Here is a 22253-nt window from a genome sequence, read left to right as displayed (position 1 = left end):
CGCTCAGCCGACGGAGCTGTAGGCGACGACCCCGCGCAGTATCTTGTCGACCGCCTTGTGGGCGGTCTTGGCGACCGTCCCGCCGGGCGGCGCGGCCTGGGCGATCTGGCCCAGCACGTCGATGATCTGCTTGCACCAGCGCACGAAGTCACCGGCGGTCATGTCGGCGTCGCCCAGCACCTCGTCCAGCGCGTGCCCCTGCGCCCAGCGGTAGGCGGCCCAGGCGAAGCCCAGATCCGGCTCCCGCTGGCCCACCCCGGTGGCCTGGTTGATCCGGTGCTGCTCCTCCAGGGCGTCCAGCCGCCCCCAGATGCGCACCATCTCGCCCAGCGCGGCCTTGGCGCGCCCGCCCGGCAGCTCCGGCGCGGGCGCGTCGTCGGCCGAGCGGGTCTCGAAGACCAGCGCCGAGACACACGCGGCCAGCTCCGCCGGGTCAAGGCCCTCCCAGACCCCGTCGCGCAGGCATTCGCTCGCCAGCAGATCCAGCTCGCCGTAGAGCCGGGCCAGTCGCCGCCCGTCGTCGGTGACCGCGTCGCCGTCCAGGTAGCCCAGCTCGGACAGCAGCGCGTAGACCTGGTCGAAGGTGCGGGCGATGGTGTTGGTGCGGCCCTCGATCCGCCGCTCCAGCTGCCGGTTGTCGCGCTTGAGCCGGTGGTAGCGCTCGGCCCACCGGGCGTGGTCCTCGCGCTCGTCGCAGCCGTGGCACGGATGGGCCCGGATCTGCTGCCGCAGCCGCGCCAGCTGCGCGTCGTCGGCCGCCTGGGCCCGCTGCCTGCGGCGCCGCCCCGGCTCGTGGTGCCCGGCCTTGGTGCGCAGCGCCGAGGCCAGATCCCGCCGCGACTGCGGGCTGCGGGCGTTGAACGACTTGGGGATCCGCATTCGGTCCAGCGGCTCCACCGGCACCGGGAAGTCCACCGAGGCCAGCCGCTTCACCTGCCGCTGCGCGGTCAGCACCAGCGGACGCGGCCCGTCGTACATCTCCATCCCGCGCTGCCGGGCCGGCCCGCGCCCGCCGCCGGCCACCCCGGGGTCGAGCACCAGGGCGAGCCCGGCGAACTTGCCGGTGGGCACATGGATGATGTCACCGGGCCGCAGCTTCTCCAGCGCCGCAGCGGCGGCGGCCCGCCGCTGCGCCACGCCCTCGCGGGCCAGCTCCGTCTCCCGGTCCTTCAGCTCGCGGCGCAGCCGGGAGTACTCCTCGAAGTCGCCCAGGTGACAGGTCATCGCCTCCTTGTACCCGGCGAGCCCGCTCTCGTTCTTGCGCACCTGGCGGGAGATGCCCACCACCGAGCGGTCGGCCTGGAACTGGGCGAACGAGGTCTCCAGCAGCTCCCGCGAGCGGTGCCGGCCGAACTGCCCGACGAGGTTGACCGCCATGTTGTACGAGGGCTTGAAGGAGGAGCGCAGCGGATAGGTACGCGCCCCGGCCAGCCCGGCCAGCGCGCCCGGGTCCATGCCGCGCTGCCACAGCACCACCGCGTGGCCCTCGACATCGATGCCGCGCCGCCCGGCCCGGCCGGTCAGCTGGGTGTACTCACCGGGGGTGATGTCGGCGTGCTGCTCGCCATTCCACTTGACGAGCTTCTCCAGCACCACCGAGCGCGCCGGCATGTTGATGCCCAGGGCGAGGGTCTCGGTGGCGAAGACCGCCTTCACCAGCCCCTGGACGAACAGTTCCTCGACGATCTCCTTGAAGGCGGGCAGCATCCCGGCGTGGTGGGCGGCGATGCCGCGCTCCAGGCCCTCCAGCCACTCGAAGTAGCCCAGCACCCGCAGGTCCTCGTCCGGGATGGCCGCGGTGCGCCGCTCGACGATCTCCCGCACCCGCAGCCGGGCCGCGCTGTCGTTCAGCCGCAACCCGGCGAACAGGCACTGCTGCACGGCCGCCTCGCAGCCGGCGCGGCTGAAGATGAAGGTGATGGCGGGCAGTAGTCCCTCGGCGTCCAGCCGGTCGATGACCTCGGCCCGGCTGGGCGTCCACACCCGGTTCCTGGCCCGCCGCTCCCGCTCCCGGTCGGCGGCCCGCCGGCGGTCCCGCCCGCCGCCGCGCTCCCGGTTCCAGGTGCGGGCGCCCTCGGTCCTGGCCATCCGCAGCAGATCGGGGTTGACCTCCCGCTTGGCGCCCGACTCCTCGAACAGGTCGTACATCCGCCGCCCGGCCAGCACGTGCTGCCACAGCGGCACCGGCCGGTGCTCGGAGACGATCACCCGGGTGTCGCCGCGCACCGTGTCCAGCCAGTCGCCGAACTCCTCCGCGTTGGAGACGGTGGCCGACAGCGAGACCAGGGTCACCGAGTCGGGGAGGTGGATGATGACCTCCTCCCAGACGGCGCCGCGGAACCGGTCGGAGAGGTAGTGCACCTCGTCCATCACCACGTAGCCGAGGCCGTTCAGCGCCTGGGAGCCGGCGTAGAGCATGTTCCGCAGCACCTCGGTGGTCATCACGACCACCGGGGCATCGGCGTTCACACTGTTGTCACCGGTCAGCAGTCCGACCCGGTCGGCGCCGTAGCGCTTGGCGAGATCGGTGAATTTCTGGTTCGAGAGAGCTTTGATAGGCGTGGTGTAAAAGCATTTCCGCCCCTGGGTGAGCGCCAGATGGACGGCGAATTCCCCGACGATGGTCTTCCCCGACCCGGTGGGCGCGGCGACCAGCACACCGCTGCCGCCCTCCAGGGCCTGGCAGGCCTCGACCTGGAACGCGTCGAGCTCGAAGTCGTACATCTGACGGAACGGGGCGAACGCGGTGGCCTGCTCGACGGCGCGCTTGCGGGCGGCGGCGTAGCGCTGCGCGGGGGACATGTCCTCGGTCATCGTGCTTCGAGCCTACCGGCCACCACCGACAGCGGGGTGATCTTTATCGTGCCGCCGCCCCCGGCACCGCGGTGGGTGCCGGGGGCGGCGGGCAAGGCTCGCGTGACCGGGATCAGGTCGCGTCGTCGTAGCCGCCGCGGCCGGGGCGGCCGATGTCCTCGGGGCCGTCGATGGAGGACGGGGTCAGGTCGAGGTCGGACGCCTCGTCGTCGCCGAGCTGGGCCTCCGGGTCGTTGCGGCGCCGCCGGTAGTCGTTGAGCAGCGCGATCCCGGTGGCCAGGAAGTACAGGCCGGTCACCGGCACCTGGAGCGCGATCATGGACATCAGGTCGGTGGGGGTGATCGCGGCGGCGAAGATCGCGATGCCGACGACCATGCCGCGCCACCAGCCGAGCATCCGCTTGCCGCTGACCACGCCGCCGAAGTTCAGCATGACGAGCACCAGGGGCAGCTCGAAGGCGAAGCCGAAGGCGACCGCCATCCGTACCGTGATGTCGAGGATGTCGTCGACGGAGACCAGGTTCTCCGCGCCGTCGGCGGAGAAGCTCAGCAGCACCGGGATGGCGCGCGGCAGCAGCCAGTAGGCGAAGTAGGCGCCGAAGAGGAACAGCGGCACGCCCACCGCGACCACGGCGCGGGTGTACTTCTTCTCGTTCTTGTGCAGGCCGGGGGCCATGAAGCCCCACGCCTGGTAGAGCCAGACCGGAGAGGCCAGCACGAACCCCACCATCAGGGAGACCTTGATGTAGGTGGCGAACGGCGAGGTGAGCCCGGCCTGGGTCAGGGTGGCGCACCGGTTTCCGGCGGGATCCGCGTCCTCCAGCTCGATGCACTGCGGAAGCGGTTCGGTGATGAAGTTCATGATGCTCTTCGCGAAGAAGAGCGCCACGATCGTGATCACCACCACCGCGAGCACGGAGATCGCGAGCCGGTTGCGCAGCTCGCGCAGATGCTCCGTGAGGGGCATGCGCCCCTCCGGGTCCTTCGCCTTCTTCCGGGCGGCCTTGGGCACCCCTGCGTCCTCATCCGTCAAGGCAGCCGGAACCGCTCCGGCCACCGGCTGTCAGTGCTGGTACGGCGTGACGGTCAGCCCTGGCTGGTGTTCCGGGGCTCGTCCACCGGCCGGGCGCTGCTGACGTCGCCGGGGGCGGCCTGGATGGTGCGGGGCGCCGGCTGCGGCTCGGCGGTGCTCTGGGCGGTGTCGCCGGCCGAGTCCTTCTGCGCGTTGTCGTTGCCGTCGGTGCGCAGGGCGGCGGTCTCGCTCTTGAGGATCCGCAGCGACTTGCCGAGCGCGCGGGCAGTGTCCGGCAGCCGCTTCGCCCCGAAAACGATCACGATGATGCCTACGACGAGAAGAAGCTGCCAAGCGCTGATCTGGCCCATAATTGTCGTCCAGTCTCTCATCCGGGGTGGCGGGTGGATTCTCCAGCCGTGCCGGACGGGGACTTCCGTGAACGTCCCGCACGAGCTGAGTAATAGTAACGCCCAAGGGTGAACACAAAGCAATGCCCGGGCGGAGCCCTAACGGCGCGGCGCCTCGCGCGCAAGCCGCGCGGCTGAGTGTTCCAGTTCCTCGGCGGCCCGGCCGATCCGCTCGCTCCCCTCCCCCACAGCCCGTCCGAAGCGCGCGGCCTCGACACCGACGCGCACGGCCAGTACCCCCAGCAGCAGAACGCCGCCGGCGGCCAGGGTGAGATGGAGCATCGCCCAGAACATGGTGCGGAGCCTACGCCACCGCCCGCCCCGGCCGGTGCCCCCGCCGGGTACCGGCGGCGGGGGCGTCAGACCGGCGTGTCGTACGCGGCCAGCGCGGCCCGGGCGGCCTCGCGCGCGCTGTCGGCCAGCTGGGCCGGGGCCACGATCCGGCCGTCCCGGCCCAGCCGCAGCGCCAGCCGGCGCAGCGTGGCGGGGTCGGGGGTACGCAGGGTGATCCGCAGCCCGCCGTCCGGCAGCTCCTCGGCGGTGTCGTGCGGGTAGTACTCGGCGACCCAGCGCCCGCCGGGACCCACCTCGATGATCACCTCGGGGTCGGAGGCGGCCGGCTGCACCAGCCCCTCGCTCAGGTCGCGGGGCTCCACCGGCGGCGGGTCGGCCGGGGTGTCGAGCAGTTCGACGCTGGCCACCCGGTCGAGCCGGAAGGTGCGCCGGGCCTCGCTGCGCCGGCACCACGCCTCCAGATAGGTGTGGCCCACCGCGAACAGCCGCACCGGGTCGATCTCCCGGTCGGTCAGCTCGTCACGGCCCGGCGAGTAGTAGCGGATGCGCAGCCGGCGGCGCTCGGTGAGCGCCCGGTCGGCCACCGCGAAGACCTCGCCCTCGGATTCGAAGGTGACCGAGAGCCGCGAGGAGGCACCCGCGCTCTCCCCGGCCGCGGCCTCCAGCTTGGCGGTCGCCCGCAGCAGCGCCTCGCGGTCGCCGTCCCGCAGGCCCGGCAGGGTGGCCACCGCGCGGGCGGCCACCAGCAGCGCGGTGGCCTCGTCGGCGGCCAGCCGCAGCGGCTCGCCGGCCGAGGAGCCGGTGGCCTCGGCGTTGTACCACCAGATGTGCTCGCCGTCGGTGTCGATGTCCAGCAGATCGCCGCCCCGGAAGCTGGTGCCGCACATCGGCAGCACGCTCAGGTCGGAGATCAGTTCGTCCTGCGAGATGCCGAAGGCCCGGGCCACCTCGTCCACCCGGGCGCCGGGGCGCTCCCGCAGATAGGTGACCAGGGACAGCATCCGCCGGGTCCGGTCGATGGCATTGGTCGCCATGGTGTGCGCGTCCCCTCATCCCTTGGCGACGGCGCGCAGCCGGTCCACCACGTCGGCCCGCAGTTCGGCGGGTTCCAGCACGATCACATCGGGTCCGAACTCCACCAGCCAGGCGCCGAGGCCGTGGCCGTGCGGGATCTCCAGCTCGTCCCAGCCGTTTTCGCCCTCCCGCGTCCAGGTGGCACGGGCCCGCAGCGGGTAGCCCGCCCCGGCCCGCAGCCGGATCCTGGCGGCTCCGGTGGCGCTCTCCCCCGCCCACTCGGCGACGGACTCGCGCACCGCCACCACGCCGGGTACCTCGGCGGTGAACGCGCCGCTGCGCGAGCGCACCCGGCCGCTGATCCGGGAGAGCCGGAAGACCCGCTCGGCGCGCCGCTCCCGGTCGTAACCGGCCAGGTACCAGTGGCCGCGCCAGCACTCCAGGGCCCAGGGTTCGACCTGCCGCTGCTCGGCGTGGGCGGCGTTGGACTTGCGGTAGTCGAAGGTGACCGGGCGGCGGTCGCGGCAGGCGATCATCAGCGGTTCGAAGGCGGCCTCACCGGCGGGGATGCGCGGCTCCAGGGCGCTGAAGGTCTCCTGTTCCGCCCCGGCCAGCGGCATCCCGGCGGCACGCAGCTTCTGGAGCGCGCCGCTGGCGGCTCCGGCCAGCCGGGCCTGCTGCCACACCTTGGCGGCCAGCCCGAGCGCGGCGGCTTCCTCGGCGTCCAGGGTCAGCGGGGGCAGCCGGTTGCGGTCGCGGCGGGCGAGGTAGCCGATCTCGCCGTCCAGGGACTCCACGGTGTCGATGACCATGCCCAGTTCGCGCAGATCGTCCTTGTCGCGCTCGAACATGCGGTTGAAGGCGTCCTCGGTGCCGGCCTCGATGTACGCCTCGATGGAGGTGCGCAGCTCCCGCTTGGTCAGCGGACGGCCGGTGCCCAGCAGGCACAGCGCCAGATTCATCAGCCGCTCGGCCTTGGCGATCGCCATCGGCGGGCCGCCCCCTTCCTCGTCCGCGCCCACACACAGCGATGGGCCCATCCCCCCACGGGGATGGGCCCACGGTACCGCTTGCCCGGATCAGACCGAGACCAGGTCGCAGACGAAGATCAGCGTCTCGCCCGGGGCGATCCGCCCGCCACCGGCGCCCTGGTCGCCGTACGCGAGGTGCGGCGGGATGGTCAGCTGCCGGCGGCCGCCGACCTTCATGCCCTGCACGCCCCGGTCCCAGCCGGGAATGACCTGGCCGGCGCCCAGCTGGAAGCGCAGCGGGGTGCCGCGGTTCCAGCTGGCGTCGAACTCCTCGCCACTGCTGAAGGAGACGCCGACATAGTGCACGGCGACGGTGGCGCCGGCCTCGGCGACCGGGCCGTCACCCTCCCAGAGGTCCTTGATCTCCAGATCGGCGGGCGGGTCGCCGATGGGGAAATCGACCTCCGGCTTGTCGATGCTCACGAATTCACTCCTAGGAACGATCAGGTCGATGGTGCGTACGAAAGCCTACGGGCTCCGCCGACCGATCACGCGACGCCGATGATGTCCACGACGAAGACGAGGGTGGAGTTGCCGGGGATGCTGGCGTTGCCGGCCTCGCCGTACGCCTTGTCCGGCGGCAGCACCATCAGCACCCGGTCGCCCACGTGCTTGCCGACCAGCGTCTCGTCCCAGCCGGAGATCACCTGGCCGGCGCCGATCTGGAAGGAGGCACCGCCGTCGCGGTCCCAGGAGGAGTCGAACTTCTCGCCGTCCTCCCAGTTCACCCCGGTGTACTGGACGAACAGGGTGTGACCGGCCAGCACCTCGGCGCCGTCGCCCTCGATCAGGGTCTGCTCGCGCAGTTCGGCCGGGGCGTCACCGTCCGGGATGGTGATGGTGGCGGGCTCCTGGCCCTCCGCCACGACCTCCGGCATGCCCTCCTCGACCGGGGCCTGCTCACCGGTCGCGGAGGAGGTCGGGTCGATGGCGACGTTGATGTCGAAGACCCACACCATGCCCTGGTCCTTGTCCAGGCCCACCGCGTCGGCGGTCTCGCCCAGCAGCTCGCCCGCGGTGCCTTCGACCTTGACCCGGCTGCCCACCTGGGTACCGATCAGCGGCTCGGTGATGGCCTCCGGCAGCGCCGACTCCACACCGGCCTGGGTGACCAGCTGCGGACGCGGGGTCTCGTCCGAGGTGGTCGGCTGGCCGTCCTGGGTCATCCAGGTGTTGACCAGGTCGCTCTGCTCACCCGTGGTCTTGCCGATCACATCCATGCCGAGCATGTCACCCTGCTTGACCTCGGCTCCATCACCCTCGGTGAGCACTTCGACCGAGGTCTTGCCCGCGGCGGCGTCCTCGTCGAATTCGATGGTGGGCTGTTCGCCGGGCTTGCCCGAGACAGCGGCGAGCGGCCCCGAGGACGAGGAACCGTCATCGGAGCCGCAGGCGGCGGCGGTCAGCAGAATGGCCGGGACTGCCAGCGCCGCGACAACACGGCGCGCGCGTTTCGTAGGGATCATCAGTCCAACTCAGCTAGGGACGGACGGGGGGGACCCGCTGGTCCCGCCCAGCCTACGGCCTCCGTCCCGCTATTCCCGGTTTACATCCCGGCGATCAGCTTCTCCACCCGCTCGTCGACCGACCGGAACGGGTCCTTGCACAGCACCGTGCGCTGCGCCTGGTCGTTCAGCTTCAGATGCACCCAGTCGACCGTGAAATCCCGGCGCTGCTCCTGGGCCCGCCGGATGAAGTCGCCGCGCAGCCTGGCCCGGGTGGTCTGGGGCGGCACGGATTTGCCCTGGAAGATTTTCAGATCGTTGCAGATGCGCTGCGCCTGGCCCTTGCGCTCCAGCAGGTAGTAGAGGCCGCGGCGCCGGTGGATGTCGTGGTACGCGAGGTCTATCTGCGCCACCCGCGGGTGGGACATGGTGAGGTTGTGCTTGGCCCGGTACCGCTCGATCAGCTGGTACTTCATGACCCAGTCGATCTCGGTGTTGATCTTGTCCAGCTCCTGGGCGCGGATCGCCTCCAGGGTGCGGCCCCACAGCTCCAGCACCTGCTCGGTGAGCCCGCTGCGCATCCCGCGCCGCTCGCAGAAGTCCAGCGCCTTCTCGTAGTACTCCTGCTGGACCTCCAGCGCGGACGCCTCGCGGCCGGTGGCCAGCCGCACCTTGCGCTGCCCGGTGGTGTCGTGGCTGACCTCGCGGATGGCCCGGATCGGGTTCTCCAGGGTGAGGTCGCGCATCACCGTCCCGGCCTCGATCATGCGCAGCACCAGGTCGGTGGCACCGACCTTCAGCAGCATGGTGGTTTCGGACATGTTGGAATCGCCGACGATCACATGCAGCCTGCGGTAGCGCTCGGCGTCGGCGTGCGGCTCGTCACGGGTGTTGATGATCGGCCGGGACCTGGTGGTCGCGGAGGACACCCCTTCCCAGATGTGCTCGGCGCGCTGGCTGACGCAGAACACCGCGCCGCGCGGTGTCTGGAGCACCTTGCCGGCCCCGCAGATCAGCTGCCGGGTCACCAGGAACGGGATCAGGACATCCGCCAGCCGGGAGAACTCCCCGTGCCGGGCCACCAGATAGTTCTCGTGACAGCCGTAAGAATTTCCGGCGGAGTCGGTGTTGTTCTTGAAGAGATAGACATCGCCGGCGATCCCCTCTTCGTGCAGCCGGCGCTCGGCGTCGACGAGGAGCCCTTCCAGAATGCGCTCACCCGCCTTGTCGTGGGTGATGAGCTCGGTGACGTTGTCACACTCCGGGGTCGCGTATTCGGGGTGTGAACCGACATCCAGATACAGCCGGGCGCCGTTGCGCAGAAAAACATTGCTGCTGCGGCCCCAGGACACGACTCGGCGGAAGAGGTACCGCGCCACTTCGTCCGGGGACAGCCGCCGCTGTCCCCGGAACGTGCAGGTGACGCCGTACTCGTTCTCCAGCCCGAAGATTCGGCGATCCATGTCTGAACATTACGCCCGATCCTCAGTTCTGAAACGGGGTTCGGGGGCGGCGTTTCGATCATTTTCCGACCCGGCCACGGCCACCGTCACCGGGTGCGGCGACGCCAGGACGTTCCGCGTCAGCCACAGCACCGCCAGCGCGAGCAGGCCGGCCACCCCGGACAGGACGTATCCGGCGCCCTCGCCGCCCCGTTCGATCACCGGGCCCACCGCCCCGGTGCCCATCGCGGCGCCCACCCCGAAGGTGGTCACCAGCCAGGAGAACGCCTCGGTGACCGTGCCACGGGGCGCGTGCCGGTCGATGACGACGAAGGCGCAGGCCAGCGCGGGCGCGAGGAAGACCCCGGCGAGCACGGACAGCAGCGTCATGACGACCACGCCGGAGGGCACCAGGGCCAGCGGCAGGTAGCAGACGGCCAGCGCGGCCACCAGCAGCCGCAGCCGCCGCTCCGGCTCCCCCGGCCACTGCCTGGCCCCGTACGCCAGACCGCCCAGCAGCGCGCCCACCCCCAGCCCCGAGTGCAGGTAGGTGGCGACCAGTTCGTTGCCGCGCGCGTCCGCGTAGGCCACCGCGGCCACCGCGATGGCGCCCAGGGCGCCGCCGACGAAGAAGAAGCCGCCCAGCAGCGCCAGCAGTCCGCGTGAGCGCAGCGCGCCCAGCCAGTGTGCCTCGCGCGGGGCGCTGCGCCAGCGCCGGGAGGGTCCGGAGAGCGCCACGGACAGGGCGCCGAGCAGCCCGGCGCCGTTGACGATCAGCAGGGCGGCCCCTTCCGACCACTGGGCGACGCAGAGCATCACCACGAGCGGGCCGCCGGCGAAGATCACCTCCTGGGCCACCGCCTCCAGCGCGTACGCGCGGTGCACCCGGTCCTCGCGGTGGTCCAGGACGCTGGGCCACAGGGCGCGCAGCGCGCCCTCCAGCGGCGGGGTGGTCAGCCCGGCGAGCAGCATCAGCGTCAGTGCCAGGGCGGGGCTGCCGACGCCCGCGACGGCGAGCGAGCCCATCGCGGTGGTGGAGCACAGGGCGGCGGGGAGCAGGATCCGGGGCTGGCCGTACAGGTCCACCAGCCGGCCGAGCAGCGGCTGGCCGACGGCGGTGGCCACCCCGTACCCGGCCGCGAGCGCTCCGGCCAGGCCGTAGCTGCCGCCCTCGGCACGCACGAAGAGCAGCACCGCGAGCGAGGCCACTCCGTTCGGCAGCCGGCCGAGCAGTGTGCTGCCCAGCAGCCGCGCCACGTGCGGCGCGCGCAGCAGATCCAGGTATCCCGTTGCCATGAAGGCTCCCCAGCCAGAGAGAAGTGTTACGTATAACGTCGCTCGATTGTACGTACCATGGCCGACTGTGAACAGCAGTGCCCGACCGGGGGACGTCCCCGCCCGCCCCACCAGTCGGGATGTGGCCGAACGGGCCGGGGTCTCCCAGGCCACCGTCTCCCTGGTGCTCCGCGAGCGCTGGCAGGGCCGGGTCTCCCCCGCCCGTGCCGAGACGGTCCGCGCCGCCGCCCGGGAGCTGGGCTACCGCCCCAATCTGGCCGCCCGCAGCCTGCGGCTCGGCCGCACCAGGACGGCGCTGGTGGTGGTGCCCGCGCTCTCCAGCGAGTTCTTCGCCGTGATGTACGCGGGGGCGGCCCGGGTGGCGGCGGACCACGGGTTCGGAGTGGTGCTCTATCCCTCGCCGGAGGGCATCGGCCCGGCCCCCGATCCGTTCGCGCACTCCGGCGCCACCCTCGACGGGGTGCTGGCCTCCTCGATGGCGGCGCCCGCCCTGCGGTCCCTGAGCGAGGGCGGGCTGCCGCTGGTGATGCTCGACAGCGAACCGCGCGACCCGGGGGCCGCCGCCACCGTCAACCCGGACATCGGCGACGGCATGCGGCAGCTGGCGCGGCACGTGCTGGGTCTCGGGCACCGGCGGATCGCGCACATCGCGGCCGAGGTGGACTCCTGGACCTTCCGGGAACGGGCCCGGGAGCTGACACGGGAGGTCGCGCGGGTGCCGGACGCCTCGCTCGTCCGCACGGAGCGGGCACCGCTGACCGTACGGGGCGGTCTGGCCGCCGCAGAACGCGCGCTGACCGCCCTCCCCCGCCCGACCGTGCTGGTCTGCGACGACGACGTGCTGGCGGCGGGGGCGTGCAAGGCCGCCCGGCGGCTGGGGCTGCGGGTGCCCACGGAGGTGTCGGTGGCCGGGTTCGGTGACACCGACCTGGCCACGGCCGTGGAACCGGAGCTGACGACCGTCCGGCTGCCGGCCGCCGCCATGGGCGAGGAGGGCATGCACGCCCTGCTGACGGTGCTGCGTGGCGAGCCGGCGCCCGGCACGGTCCTGCCGGTCGCCCTGGTGCCGCGCGGCTCCACGGGCCCGCCTGCGGCGGAGGGCTGACCCGTTCCGGTCCGGCCGCACGCCCGGGCCGTGGCGCCCATCCGGGTGCCGGTCCCGTCCACAACGCCGGCGGTGGTGCCGCGCCCGAAGAGCCCCGGGGCGACCCGCACCGCGCCACCGGCGCCGGACGGTGTACCCGCTCACCACGCCGTGGGCCCCTGCGGACCGGACCGTCGGTCCGGTCCGCAGGGGCCCACCGGGCGCGGCTGCTTGCGAGCGCTGTCAGTCCGTCTCGCCGCCGGAGGCGTCACCCTCCGAGCCCGGCGAGGGCTCCGGCGCGGTCGGGGCGTGCGGGTTCTCGTCCAGCAGCCGGGCGAGCTGGCGGCCGAGGATCCGCTTGAACTTGCGCTGCTGCGGGCGGGTGCGGTCGAGCACCGCGACCTCCAGCTGGTCGGCGGTCAGCTCACGGACCTCACCGCCGCCGCTGTCCCGGCCGAGCGCCGCCACCGCCAGCCGCAGCGCCTCGCCCAGCGGCATGTCGTCCCGGTGGCGCTGCTTGAGGTAGCTGCCGATCTGCTCCGCGTTGCCGCCCACCGCGACCGAGCCGTGCTCGTCGATGATGGAGCCGTCGTGCGGCAGCCGGTAGATCTCGTCCTCGGCGCCGCTCTCGCCGACCTCGGCGACCAGCAGCTCCACCTCGTAGGGCTTCTCGGCGGCGCTGGAGAAGATGGTGCCCAGGGTCTGGGCGTAGAGGTTGGCGAGCCCCTGGGCCGTGACGTCCTCGCGGTCGTAGGTGTAGCCGCGCAGATCGGCGTAGCGGGTGCCGCCGATGCGCAGGTTCTCGTACTCGTTGTACTTGCCCGTGGCGGCGAAGGCGATCCGGTCATAGATCTCGCTGACCTTGTGCAGCGCCCGCGAGGGGTTCTCGGCGACGAACACGATGCCGTCGGCATACTGCAGCACGACCAGGGCGCGCCCGCGCGCCACGCCCTTGCGGGCGTACTCGGCGCGGTCCGCCATGACCTGCTGGGGTGAGACATAGAACGGCGTCGACACCGGCTATTCGTCCCTTCCTGATCCTTGGGAAATCTACAGAACCGGGGCCTGCGGCCCGTTGGGCAGCTGGAGCCGGCCCTCGTGCACCGAACGGGCGATCTCGGAGATCTCCGCCTCGGTGAGCCGGCGGAAGCCCTCTTCGGTGATCACGGTGACGATCGGGTAGATCCGCCGGGTCAGGTCGGGGCCGCCGGTGGCGGAGTCGTCGTCGGCGGCGTCGTAGAGGGACTGCACGACGGCGGTGACCGTCTGCTGCTCCGTCAGGTCCTCGCGGTGCAGCTTCTTGAGCGAGCCGCGCGCGAAGACGGAGCCGGAGCCGACGGCGGCGAAGCCCAGCTCCTCGGAGCGGCCACCGGTCACGTCGTAGGAGAAGATCCGGCCCTTCGCACGGTCGAGGTCGTACCCGGCGAAGAGCGGCACCACGGCCAGGCCCTGCATGGCCATGCCCAGGTTGCCGCGGATCATGGCGGAGAGCCGGTTGGCCTTGCCCTCCAGGGAGAGGACTTCGCCCTCGACCTTCTCGAAGTGCTCCAGCTCCAGCTGGAAGAGCTTCACCAGCTCGATCGCGAAGCCCATGGTGCCGGCGATGCCCACGGCGGAGAACTCGTCCGCCGGGAAGACCTTCTCCACGTCCCGCTGGGCGATCTGGTGGCCCATGGTGGCCCTGCGGTCGCCCGCGAGGACCACGCCGCCGGAGAACGTGGCGGCCACGATCGTGGTCCCGTGCGGAATCTGCACGGGCCCCTCCACCGGCGGCAGCATCCGGTTGCCCGGCAGCCGCTCCGGCGCGATCTCGGAGAGGAAGTCGAAGAAGGAGGAGGACCCGGGCCTCAGGAAGGCTGCCGGAAGTCGCCCCTGGTCATGGGAGTTGCCTACCACAGAAGTCCTTCCAGGTCATGGAAACGATCCGGCGGCGCACGGCGCCGGCCAGGAGTACGCCAGGGACCCTACCCGGCACCTGGTCAAGATCCACATCGGGTGACGCGCGAACAGCCGTGCCCGCCGCGCGCCACCCGGGGCGTGAATTACTGGCCGCCCTTCTGGACGAAGGAGCGCACGAAGTCCTCGGCGTTGGATTCCAGGACCTCGTCGATCTCGTCCAGAACGGAGTCCACGTCGTCGGTCAGTTCCTCCTGGCGCTCCTTGAGCTCCTCGGAGACCTCCGCGGTCGTTTCCTCGGTTTCCTCGCTGGTACGCGACGCCTTCTGCTGGCCGCCGCCGGTGTCTTTGGTCGCCATCTCCCTCACCCCTGCTCAGCTTCGACGTAACAAGATCAGACCCTACTAGCCGGTGCTGACATCGGCTCCTTCATTGCTACAACGTCCGGGGGTCCTCCGCATGATTCCCGTATCCGGAGGAAATCAGCCCCCAGCCAGCGCCCGGAGCAGATCCTGGGCGCTGCTGCTGGCGTCCAGCAGATCCTTCACGTGTTCCCGGGTACCCCGCAAAGGATCCATGGTGGGTACCCGCTGAAGGGAATCCCGGCCCGGGACGTCGAAGATCACCGAATCCCAGGAGGCGGCGGCCACATCGTCGGCGTATTGTTCGAGACAGCGGCCGCGGAAATAGGCGCGGGTGTCCTCGGGCGGGCTGCCCTGGGCCCGCAGCACGTCCTCCTCGTCCAGCAGCCGGGTGATCCGGCCGCGGGCCGCCAGCCGGTTGTACAGCCCCTTGTCGGGCCGGACGTCCGCGTACTGGAGGTCCACCAGATGCAGCCGGGCGGCGTCCCAGCCGAGGCTGTCGCGGCGCCGGTAGCCCTCCATCAGCTCCCGCTTGGCGACCCAGTCCAGCTGGTTGGCCAGGCTCATCGGGTCGGTCTCCAGCTTGCCGAGCACGTCCTCCCAGCGGCTGAGCACATCCGTGGTCTGCGGGTCGGCGTCCGCGCCCCAGCGCTCCTCCACGTACTTGCGGGCCAGCTCGTAGTACTCCATCTGGAGCTGTACGGCGGTGAGCTTGCGTCCGCTGCGCAGCGTGATCAGCCGGCGCAGCGAGGGGTCGTGGCTGACCCGGTGCAGGGTGCGGACCGGCTGGTCCACGGCCAGATCGACCGCGATGAAGCCGTCCTCGATCATGGACAGGACCAGCGCGGTGGTGCCCAGCTTCAGATAGGTGGAGACCTCGGCGAGGTTGGCGTCGCCGATGATCACATGCAGCCTGCGGTACTTCTCGGCGTCCGCGTGCGGCTCGTCGCGGGTGTTGATGATGGGCCGCTTGAGGGTGGTCTCCAGCCCCACCTCGACCTCGAAGTAGTCGGCGCGCTGGCTGAGCTGGAAGCCGTGCTCGCTGCCGTCCTGCCCGATGCCGACCCGCCCGGCGCCGCAGACCACCTGCCGGGAGACGAAGAACGGCGTCAGGTGGCGCACGATGTCGGAGAACGGCGTCTCCCGCTTCATCAGGTAGTTCTCGTGGGTGCCGTAGGAGGCGCCCTTGTTGTCGGTGTTGTTCTTGTAGAGCTGGATGGGCTGGGAGCCGGGCACCTCGGCGGCGCGCCGGGCGGCCTCGGCCATGATCCGCTCGCCGGCCTTGTCCCACAGCAGGGCGTCCAGCGGGCTGGTGGTCTCGGGGGCGCTGTACTCCGGATGGGCGTGGTCCACGTACAGCCGGGCGCCGTTGGTGAGGATGACGTTGGCGAGGCCGATGTCCTCGTCCGTGAGCTGGCTGGCGTCGGCGTTGTCGCGCGCCAGATCGAATCCGCGGGCGTCGCGCAGCGGATTCTCCTCCTCGAAGTCCCAGCGTGCCCGCCGGGCCCGGTGCATGGCCGCCGCGTAGGCGTTCACGACCTGGGAGGAGGTGAGCATGGCGTTGGCGTTCGGGTGGCCGGGGACGGAGACGCCGTACTCCGTTTCGATCCCCATCACTCGCCGTACAGTCATGCGGCCCTCCTTGGGAGAAGCGTCCGGCTGCGGTTCATGCCGTCGCATGCCCCGCAGCCGGACGCTTCGCTGCTACAGGTATTGACCCGTGTTCGCCACCGTGTCGATGGAACGGCCGGTGTCGGCGCCCTTCTTTCCGGTGACCAGGGTGCGGATGAAGACGATCCGCTCGCCCTTCTTTCCGGAGATCCGGGCCCAGTCGTCGGGGTTGGTGGTATTGGGCAGGTCCTCGTTCTCCTTGAACTCGTCCACGCAGGCGGCGAGGAGGTGGGAGACGCGCAGACCCTTCTGATTGTGGTCCAGGAATGCCTTGATGGCCATCTTCTTCGCCCGGTCCACGATGTTCTGGATCATGGCGCCGGAGTTGAAGTCCTTGAAGTAGAGCACTTCCTTGTCACCGTTGGCGTAGGTGACCTCCAGGAAGCGGTTCTCCTCGGTCTCGGCGTACATCTGCTCGACCACGGTCTGGATCATCGCGGCGACGGCCGCCTCGGCGTTGCCGGAGTGCTCCTGGAGGTCCTCGGTGTGCAGCGGGAGCCGCGGCGTGAGGTACTTCGAGAAGATGTCCCGGGCGGCCTCCGCGTCCGGACGCTCGATCTTGATCTTCACATCGAGACGGCCGGGGCGCAGGATCGCCGGGTCGATCATGTCCTCGCGGTTGGAGGCGCCGATCACGATGACGTTCTCCAGGCCCTCCACACCGTCGATCTCGGAGAGCAGCTGCGGGACGATGGTGTTCTCCACGTCCGAGCTGACCCCGGAGCCGCGGGTGCGGAAGAGGGAGTCCATCTCGTCGAAGAAGACGATGACGGGCGTGCCCTCACTGGCCTTCTCGCGGGCCCGCTGGAAGACCAGCCGGATGTGCCGCTCGGTCTCGCCGACGTACTTGTTCAGCAGCTCGGGGCCCTTGATGTTGAGGAAGAAGCTCTTCCCCGCGGGCTTGCCGGTGACCTCGGCGACCTTCTTGGCGAGCGAGTTCGCCACCGCCTTGGCGATGAGCGTCTTGCCGCAGCCGGGCGGGCCGTACAGCAGGACGCCCTTGGGCGGGCGCAGCTCGTGCTCCCGGAACAGGTCCGGGTGCAGGTACGGGAGCTCCACCGCGTCCCTGATCAGCTCGATCTGGCCGCCCAGACCGCCGATCTTGTTGTAGTCGATGTCGGGGACCTCTTCGAGGATCAGCTCCTCGACCTCGCTCTTGGGCACGACCTCGAACACATAGCCGGATCGCGGCTCCAGCAGCAGGGCGTCCCCGGAGCGCAGCACGATGCCGGAGGCCAGCAGCGGCTCGGCCAGCCGGACCACACGCTCCTCGTCGGTGTGCCCGACGACCAGGGCGCGCTCGCCGTCCTCCAGGACTTCCTTGAGGGTGACGATTTCGCCGACGCTCTCGAATTCCATGGCCGCGACCACGTTGAGCGCCTCGTTGAGCATGACCTCCTGGCCACGCCGCAGCTTGTCCAGTTCGATATTGGGACTGACATTCACCCGCAGCTTGCGGCCACCGGTGAAGATGTCGGCCGTGTCGTCCTCGTTGGCTCGCAGGAAGACGCCGAAACCGGCCGGAGGCTGCGCCAGCCGGTCGACCTCTTCCTTGAGGGCGACGATCTGGTCACGGGCCTCGCGGAGGGTCGTGGCGAGCCGCTCGTTCTGCGCGGACACGCCGGCCAGGTTGGTCTGCAGCTCGACGATCCGCTCCTCGAGAACCCGAGTGTGCCGCGGAGAGTCGGCCAGCTTTCGGCGCAGGACGGTGATCTCCTGCTCAAGATCGGCAAGCTGCCGGGACGGGTCGTCGGATGCCCGACCGGGCCGGATGCCGCGGTTGCTGTCGTCATCGTGGGATGCCACGGTCCTCACCTCCTCCAAAGGGAGCTGGACGCTTCCAGACCCTACCTGGACCGGTGCGGTTCGAAACCCCTAGATCACAAAGACGGTCGAGGTGGATCCGATCTTCACCCTTGCGCACTCCCTCATGCCAGGGAATACCCACCCCGGACGAGTGGAAAGCGGACGGTTGTATGGTCGTAAGCGGTCAACACCCGGCAGGGATGGCTCTCTTTGTTTCACCCTCTCAAGGAACGGCAGGCCACATGACCGCGCGGAATGCTTCCTCGGACCTGGAAGTCTGGATCGACCAGGACCTGTGCACGGGCGACGGGATCTGCGCGCAGTACGCTCCCGAGGTCTTCGAGCTGGACATCGACGGCCTCGCGTATGTGAAGCCCCCGGCGGCGTACGGCCGGGAGGCCGAGCTGCTCACCGCACCCGGGGCCACCGCGCCGGTGCCGCTGCCGCTGCTGCGCGATGTGATCGAGTCGGCCAAGGACTGTCCGGGCGAGTGCATCCACGTGCGCCGCGCGGCGGACAAGGCCGAGGTGTACGGTCCGGACGCCGTCGCGGACCCCGCGGACGTCTCCTGATCTCCTTGCGCTCGTCGCCGGGCGCACCCCCGCGCCCGGCCGGGCCCGGATCCGCTCAGTAGCTGCCGGGCGGCGGGGCCGCGCGCAGTGCCAGGGTGCCGTCCGTCCACTCCCAGGAGACATCGCGCCGCTGGTCGGGCGCGGAGCGCGGGACGTCGGGCGAGGAGTAGCCGAGCAGCCGTACCGAGACGGTGCCGCCGCGCGCGGCCAGGTTCTCCAGGGTCATGCCCTCGGCCGGGTCGACCAGGGTCAGCGCCACCCGGGGCGCGCTCTCGCCGCGGGCCGGCGCGGTCAGCAGGTACAGGCCGTGCGGCGGGGTGCCTGCCCCGGCGTCGCAGTGCACGGCGGCGACGGTCTCCGCGACGCCGTCCCCGTCCAGATCGACGGTGAGGTGGTCGGTGACGGTGATGCCGTACGGGCCGCAGTCCACCGGATAGTCGGCCGCGGCCGGATCCGGGCCCGCCACCGGCGCCGCGGGCGGCTCGGCCGCCGCGCCGCCCGGGCCGAGCCAGGCGGCCGTCGCGGCGAGCGCGGCCAGGGCCGCGGCGGTGGTGATCCAGTGCACGGGACGGCCACTGGGGGACGGAGGTACTGCGGCTGCCGGGGACTGCACGCGGACGGCTCCTGGGGCGGGGAGGCGAGAGACAACTCGATGCCGGGACCTGCGCGTTGGCAGGTCCCGGCATCGTGCCACATCTCACATCACCGGGATACGGCGGGGGGTTTACGCGTCCGTTTCCTCCGCCGGGCGGGCGGGCGCGGTGCCGCTCGCCGAGCCGGGGCCGGTGTAGTCGGAACCGTACGCGCCGGGGGCCGGGCGCCGGCGGCGGCGCGGCGGCTCGACGCCGTCGGCCAGCCGGCGGGCGGTGACCAGGAAGCCGGTGTGCCCGATCATGCGGTGGTCCGGGCGGACCGCGAGGCCCTCGACGTGCCAGGTGCGCAGCATGGTCTCCCACGCGGTCGGCTCGTTGAACGTGCCGTGCTCGCGCAGGGTCTCCACGGTGCGGGCCAGCTGGGTGGTGGTCGCGACGTAGGCGCACACGATCCCGCCCGGGACGAGCGCCTTGGAGACGGCTTCCACACACTCCCAGGGGGCGAGCATGTCCAGGATGACGCGGTCGACCTCGGTGTCGGACAGGTTGTCCTGGAGGTCGCCGACCGTCAGCCGCCACGCCGGGTGCGGGGAGCCGAAGTAGCGCTCCACGTTCTCCTGGGCGATCTTGGCGAAGTCGGCGCGGCGCTCGTAGGAGTGCAGCATGCCCTGGTCGCCGATGGCGCGCAGCAGGAAGGTGCTGAGCGAGCCGGAGCCCACGCCGGCCTCGACGACCCGGGCGCCCGGGAAGATGTCGGCCATGGCCAGGATCTGCCCCGCGTCCTTGGGGTAGACCACGGCGGCTCCGCGGGGCATGGACAGGACGTAGTCGGGGAGCAGGGGGCGCAGCGCGAGATAGGCGACGTTCCCCGTGGTGCGGACAACGGTTCCCTCGGGGGCACCGATCAGCTCGTCGTGCGGGAAGGCACCCTTGTGGGTGTGGAAGCTCTTCCCGGCTTCGAGCGTGAAGGTGTAGTGGCGGCCCTTGGGATCGGTGAGCTGTACCTGGTCCCCGACCTGGAAGGGCCCGCGACGGCGGGCGGCACCGGTCGGTTCGGACATGGGGGCCAGCCTAGTGCAGGGCGCGGCCGCTTCCGTGCGCGGGGAGGCGCGGGCGGTGGTCAGCGGCGGGCGGCGGGCCCGGTCATGGCGTCCACGAAGGCGCGTTCGACGTCGGTGGTGGACAGGACTCCGTAGATCTCGTCGTTCTCCTCGACGACCAGGTACTCGGTGGCGGGGGTGGCCCGCAGATGGTCGAGCAGGGCCTCGCCGGTGAGGTCGGCGGGCACCCGCATGCCGTCCTCGATGTCCTGGGCGAGGGTGGAGACGGCCACCCAGGGGCGGCGGTGTTCGGGGACGGAGGCGATACCGGCCTCGCGGACCAGGGCGTGCGGGGCGCCCTGTCCGTCGACGACCACCAGGGCGCGGGCCCCGGCGTCGTTCGCGCGGCGCAGCGCCTCGGAGAGCGGGGTGGCGGCGGTGACCGGGACGGCCCGGCGGGTGAGGGTGCGGGCGTTGAGGGCGGGCAGCCGTTCGCGCAGCCGGGCCATCTTGAGGCTGTTGCCGGCGCCGGTCCAGATGATGGCGGCGAGGATGGCGGCCAGCAGGGCGTCGGTGAGGGAGTTGATCCCGGTGTACGAGTCGCGCTCGGTGACGCCGGTCAGATGGGTGGCGAGCGGGAAGCCGATGAGGACCACGACGGCGAGCACCCGGCCGGTCCAGGCGGCGGCGACGGTGCCGGTCATGGGGTTGCCGCTGATCCGCCAGACCACGGCGCGCAGCATCCGGCCGCCGTCCAGCGGGAGTCCGGGGAGCAGGTTGAAGGCGGCGACGATGACGTTGGAGAGCATCAGCCCGGCGAGCAGGACGCCGGGGACGGTGCCGCGCTCCACGGTGAGCATGCCGGCCCAGAAGATGCCGCCGAGCACGAGGGAGAGCAGCGGGCCGACGCCGGCGAGCACGAACTCGCGGCCGGGGGTCTGGGATTCCTTCTCGATCTCGGAGACGCCGCCGAAGAACTGGAGCTGGATGCGGCGCACCGGCAGGTCGAAGCGGATCGCCGCGTAGGTGTGGGCCAGTTCGTGGACGAGGACGGAGGCGTAGAAGGCCACCGCGAAGAACAGCGAGACGAGGTAGCGGCCGGCGCCGAGTTCGGGCAGCACCCGGTCGAGCTGGTTGCCGAAGAACCAGGTGATCAGGGCCGCGACCAGGAACCAGCTGGGGGCGACGTAGATGGGCACGCCGAAGACGCGTCCCATGAGCAGGCCGCCGCCGGCTTCCTTGCGGGTTCCCGGTCCGTCGCCGGCGTTCTCCTGGCCGGCCGGGCTGCCGGGCGCTGTCCGGTCGCTGTCGGAGTCTGGCACCAGTTCCCCTTGCTGGGTGTGACCTCGGGTGACGAGGTGGTATGAAGACGATGGTAAGCGCCCCGCTGTCAGTGACGCCCCGTAGGGTTCCGGACATGCAAGCGTCAGCCACCGCGCGTACCGCCTCCCTGTCCCCGTCCCGGGCCGCCGACTTCATGCAGTGCCCCCTGCTCTACCGCTTCCGGGTGATCGACAAACTGCCGGAGGCGCCGAGCGCGGCGGCCACCAGGGGGACGGTGGTGCACGCCGTCCTTGAGCGGGTGTTCGACGCGCCCGCCGGGCAGCGCAGTGTGCCCAGGGCGCGGTCGATGGTGGTGCGGGAGTGGGAGCGGCTGCTGAAGAAACGCCCGGAGCTCGCCCAGCTCTTCCCGGACGAGTCGGAGGGGGCACAGCCGGGGGCGCTGGACGCCGAGCGGCTGGCGCGCTGGCTGACGGAGGCCGAGGAGCTGGTGGAGCGGTGGTTCTCGCTGGAGGACCCGACGCGGCTCCAGCCGGCCGAGCGCGAGCTGTGGGTGGAGACCAAGCTGGAGTCGGGGCTGCGGCTGCGCGGGGTGATCGACCGGGTGGACATCGCGCCGACGGGCGAGGTGCGGATCGTCGATTACAAGACGGGGAAGGCGCCGCGGCCGGAGTACGCGGGGGACGCGCTGTTCCAGATGAAGTTCTACGCGCTGGTGCTGTGGCGGCTGCGCGGCGAGGTGCCCAAGCGGCTCCAGCTGGTCTATCTGGGCAGCGGCGATGTGCTGACGCTGGATCCGCAGGAGAGCGAGCTGCTGGCCGTGGAGCGGAAGCTGCTGGCGCTGTGGGAGGCGATCCGGCGGGCCACGGAGACCGGGGACTGGCGGCCGAAGCCGGGGCGGCTGTGCGGCTGGTGCGACCATCAGGCGCACTGCCCGGAGTTCGGGGGCACTCCCCCGCCGTACCCGCTGACGATCCAGCCGGCGCTGCCGCTGGAGATGCCGGGGCAGCGGACCGGCGAGGACCGGGACACGGACACGGACGGGGCGGCGGGAGCCGAGGGAGCGGACGCGACCGCGGACACCGGCGGAGCGGACGGAGCGGACGGAGCGGCAGGTGAGCGCGACGGGGGCGGCGGAGCCGGCGCGGGCGGTGCGGGCGGCGACCTCCCGGCGGGCTGAGCCGGGCGGC

The 22253-nt window shown here is 71.4% G+C and carries 21 protein-coding genes; 3 read left to right on the top strand and 18 right to left on the bottom strand.

Features of this window, described 5'->3' with window-relative positions; genetic code table 11:
- Positions 1–3: 3 nt before the first annotated feature.
- From BM385_RS05740 to BM385_RS05695, 10 genes are all read right to left on the bottom strand, one after another.
- On the bottom strand, positions 4–2814 hold the full coding sequence (locus tag BM385_RS05740; protein WP_093842360.1) for a DEAD/DEAH box helicase: 2811 nt from the start codon (positions 2812–2814) through the stop codon (positions 4–6).
- Positions 2815–2926: 112 nt separating this feature from the next.
- Entirely contained in the window at positions 2927–3826 is a 900-nt protein-coding gene (gene tatC / locus BM385_RS05735) for a twin-arginine translocase subunit TatC (RefSeq protein ID WP_019435001.1), read from the bottom strand.
- Between the two features lie 74 nt (positions 3827–3900).
- Positions 3901–4197 (bottom strand): Sec-independent protein translocase subunit TatA, encoded by a 297-nt coding sequence (gene tatA, locus BM385_RS05730; protein WP_019435000.1) that lies wholly within the window; start codon positions 4195–4197, stop codon positions 3901–3903.
- A 138-nt stretch (positions 4198–4335) separates the two neighbouring features.
- Complete coding sequence (locus BM385_RS05725; protein ID WP_019434999.1) at positions 4336–4530, bottom strand: hypothetical protein; 195 nt, start codon at positions 4528–4530, stop codon at positions 4336–4338.
- Between the two features lie 65 nt (positions 4531–4595).
- A complete protein-coding gene (locus BM385_RS05720; RefSeq protein ID WP_093842359.1) occupies positions 4596–5564 on the bottom strand; it encodes a helix-turn-helix transcriptional regulator in 969 nt (322 codons plus the stop codon).
- 15 nt (positions 5565–5579) lie between these two features.
- Entirely contained in the window at positions 5580–6533 is a 954-nt protein-coding gene (locus tag BM385_RS05715; RefSeq protein ID WP_019434997.1) for a helix-turn-helix transcriptional regulator, read from the bottom strand.
- Between the two features lie 90 nt (positions 6534–6623).
- The gene (locus tag BM385_RS05710; protein WP_019434996.1) at positions 6624–6998 is read right to left on the bottom strand and encodes an FKBP-type peptidyl-prolyl cis-trans isomerase; all 375 of its coding nucleotides are present in this window, start codon (positions 6996–6998) and stop codon (positions 6624–6626) included.
- Between the two features lie 65 nt (positions 6999–7063).
- Complete coding sequence (locus tag BM385_RS05705) at positions 7064–8041, bottom strand: FKBP-type peptidyl-prolyl cis-trans isomerase (protein ID WP_093842358.1); 978 nt, start codon at positions 8039–8041, stop codon at positions 7064–7066.
- Positions 8042–8121: 80 nt separating this feature from the next.
- A complete protein-coding gene (pafA, locus tag BM385_RS05700) occupies positions 8122–9483 on the bottom strand; it encodes a Pup--protein ligase (protein ID WP_019434994.1) in 1362 nt (453 codons plus the stop codon).
- Between the two features lie 9 nt (positions 9484–9492).
- Entirely contained in the window at positions 9493–10758 is a 1266-nt protein-coding gene (locus BM385_RS05695) for an MFS transporter (RefSeq protein ID WP_019434993.1), read from the bottom strand.
- A 121-nt stretch (positions 10759–10879) separates the two neighbouring features.
- Between BM385_RS05695 and BM385_RS05690 the strand changes: the two genes are divergently transcribed.
- Positions 10880–11863 carry a LacI family DNA-binding transcriptional regulator gene (locus BM385_RS05690; protein ID WP_093842357.1) on the top strand — a complete coding sequence of 328 codons (984 nt, stop codon included), beginning with the start codon at positions 10880–10882 and terminating at the stop codon, positions 11861–11863.
- Positions 11864–12085: 222 nt separating this feature from the next.
- On the opposite strand, the gene prcA is transcribed toward BM385_RS05690, so the two are convergent.
- From prcA to arc, 5 genes are all read right to left on the bottom strand, one after another.
- Positions 12086–12859 (bottom strand): proteasome subunit alpha, encoded by a 774-nt coding sequence (prcA, locus tag BM385_RS05685; RefSeq protein ID WP_019434991.1) that lies wholly within the window; start codon positions 12857–12859, stop codon positions 12086–12088.
- Between the two features lie 33 nt (positions 12860–12892).
- On the bottom strand, positions 12893–13738 hold the full coding sequence (prcB, locus tag BM385_RS05680; protein ID WP_019434990.1) for a proteasome subunit beta: 846 nt from the start codon (positions 13736–13738) through the stop codon (positions 12893–12895).
- Between the two features lie 146 nt (positions 13739–13884).
- Positions 13885–14097: a ubiquitin-like protein Pup gene (locus BM385_RS05675; protein WP_019434989.1), complete on the bottom strand. Its 213-nt coding sequence runs from the start codon at positions 14095–14097 to the stop codon at positions 13885–13887.
- A gap of 123 nt (positions 14098–14220) precedes the next feature.
- On the bottom strand, positions 14221–15732 hold the full coding sequence (gene dop / locus BM385_RS05670; protein ID WP_026047633.1) for a depupylase/deamidase Dop: 1512 nt from the start codon (positions 15730–15732) through the stop codon (positions 14221–14223).
- A 72-nt stretch (positions 15733–15804) separates the two neighbouring features.
- Positions 15805–17577 (bottom strand): proteasome ATPase, encoded by a 1773-nt coding sequence (gene arc, locus BM385_RS05665; protein ID WP_019434987.1) that lies wholly within the window; start codon positions 17575–17577, stop codon positions 15805–15807.
- Between the two features lie 242 nt (positions 17578–17819).
- Between arc and BM385_RS05655 the strand changes: the two genes are divergently transcribed.
- On the top strand, positions 17820–18149 hold the full coding sequence (locus BM385_RS05655; RefSeq protein ID WP_093842356.1) for a ferredoxin: 330 nt from the start codon (positions 17820–17822) through the stop codon (positions 18147–18149).
- 55 nt (positions 18150–18204) lie between these two features.
- Here BM385_RS05655 and BM385_RS05650 read toward each other — a convergent pair whose 3' ends face one another.
- From BM385_RS05650 to BM385_RS05640, 3 genes are all read right to left on the bottom strand, one after another.
- Positions 18205–18714, bottom strand: a complete 510-nt coding sequence (locus tag BM385_RS05650; RefSeq protein WP_019434985.1) for a hypothetical protein — start codon at positions 18712–18714, stop codon at positions 18205–18207.
- Positions 18715–18873: 159 nt separating this feature from the next.
- Positions 18874–19803: a tRNA (adenine-N1)-methyltransferase gene (locus BM385_RS05645; RefSeq protein WP_019434984.1), complete on the bottom strand. Its 930-nt coding sequence runs from the start codon at positions 19801–19803 to the stop codon at positions 18874–18876.
- Between the two features lie 59 nt (positions 19804–19862).
- Complete coding sequence (locus BM385_RS05640; protein WP_093842355.1) at positions 19863–21104, bottom strand: site-2 protease family protein; 1242 nt, start codon at positions 21102–21104, stop codon at positions 19863–19865.
- A gap of 95 nt (positions 21105–21199) precedes the next feature.
- Between BM385_RS05640 and BM385_RS05635 the strand changes: the two genes are divergently transcribed.
- The gene (locus BM385_RS05635; protein ID WP_093842354.1) at positions 21200–22243 is read left to right on the top strand and encodes a RecB family exonuclease; all 1044 of its coding nucleotides are present in this window, start codon (positions 21200–21202) and stop codon (positions 22241–22243) included.
- Positions 22244–22253 lie beyond the last annotated feature (10 nt).

The organism is Streptomyces harbinensis (assembly GCF_900116145.1).
Taxonomy (GTDB): domain Bacteria; phylum Actinomycetota; class Actinomycetes; order Streptomycetales; family Streptomycetaceae; genus Streptomyces; species Streptomyces carpaticus.
This window is presented reverse-complemented; position numbering and strand designations above follow the sequence as displayed.